We start from the raw sequence: 1,340 nt of genomic DNA, 5'->3' as shown, positions 1-1,340 counted from the left end.
CTCGACGCCGCCCACGCCGCCAAGGCCGCGTGGGGCCGCACCTCGCCGGCCGTGCGCGGACATATTCTCGAACAGATTGCGCAGCGCATGGAAGATAGCCTCGAGATGCTGGCGACGGTCGAGACCTGGGACAACGGCAAGGCCATCCGCGAGACGCTCGCCGCGGACCTGCCCCTGAGCATCGACCACTTTCGCTACTTCGGCGGCTGCATTCGCGCGCAGGAGGGCGGCATCTCGGAGATCGACGCGGACACGGTCTCCTACCACTACCACGAGCCTCTGGGCGTCGTCGGCATGATTATTCCGTGGAACTTCCCTATCCTGATGGCGACATGGAAACTGGCTCCGGCGCTGGCCGCGGGCAATTGCGTGGTACTGAAGCCCGCCGAGCAGACGCCGCTGTCGATCCTGGTTCTGTTGGAACTGATCGGCGACCTGCTGCCTCCCGGCGTGCTGAACGTGGTCAACGGCTTTGGCCTCGAAGCGGGCAAGCCGCTGGCATCGAGTCCGCGTGTCAACAAGGTGGCCTTTACCGGCGAGACCACCACCGGGCGGCTCATCATGCAGTACGCCTCGCAGAACATTATTCCGGTGACGCTCGAACTCGGCGGCAAGAGTCCCAACATCTTCTTCGCCGACGTGATGCGCGAGGACGACGCCTTCTTCGACAAGGCGCTCGAGGGCTTCACCATGTTCGCGCTCAACCAGGGCGAGGTCTGCACCTGTCCCTCGCGCGCCCTGATTCAGGAGTCGATCTATGACGCCTTTATGGAGCGTGCGCTGGGCCGGGTCAAGGCGATCAAGCGCGGCAATCCGCTCGACCGCGACACCATGATCGGCGCGCAGGCGTCCACCGAGCAGATGGAGAAGATCCTCTCCTACTTCGACATTGGCAAACAAGAGGGCGCGAAGGTGCTGACCGGCGGCAAGCGCGCGGACAACGGCGGAGACCTGGCCAACGGCTTCTACATTGAGCCGACGGTCTTCGAGGGCAACAACAAGATGCGCGTCTTCCAGGAAGAGATCTTCGGGCCGGTCGTCTCGGTGACGACGTTCAAGGATGACGAAGAAGCCCTGGCCATCGCCAACGACACGCTTTACGGTCTGGGGTCCGGTATATGGACGCGCGACATGAACCGCGCCTACCGCTTTGGCCGGGGCATCGAGGCAGGCCGCGTGTGGACCAACTGCTACCACCTCTATCCGGCGCACTCCGCCTTCGGAGGATACAAGCAGTCCGGCATCGGCCGCGAGAATCACAAGATGATGCTCGACCACTATCAACAGACAAAGAATCAGCTCATCAGCTACAGCCCCAATGCCATGGGCTTCTTCTAAAC

1 protein-coding gene is annotated in these 1,340 nt (G+C 62.8%); it reads left to right on the top strand.

Features of this window, described 5'->3' with window-relative positions:
* Positions 1–1,338 (top strand): aldehyde dehydrogenase (adh, locus tag J0I64_RS08220; protein WP_291407107.1); only part of this gene is annotated, 1,338 nt, incomplete at its 5' end.
* Between the last annotated feature and the right edge of the window lie 2 nt (positions 1,339–1,340).

It is taken from the genome of Devosia sp., assembly GCF_017307565.1.
GTDB lineage: Bacteria > Pseudomonadota > Alphaproteobacteria > Rhizobiales > Devosiaceae > Devosia.
This window is presented reverse-complemented; position numbering and strand designations above follow the sequence as displayed.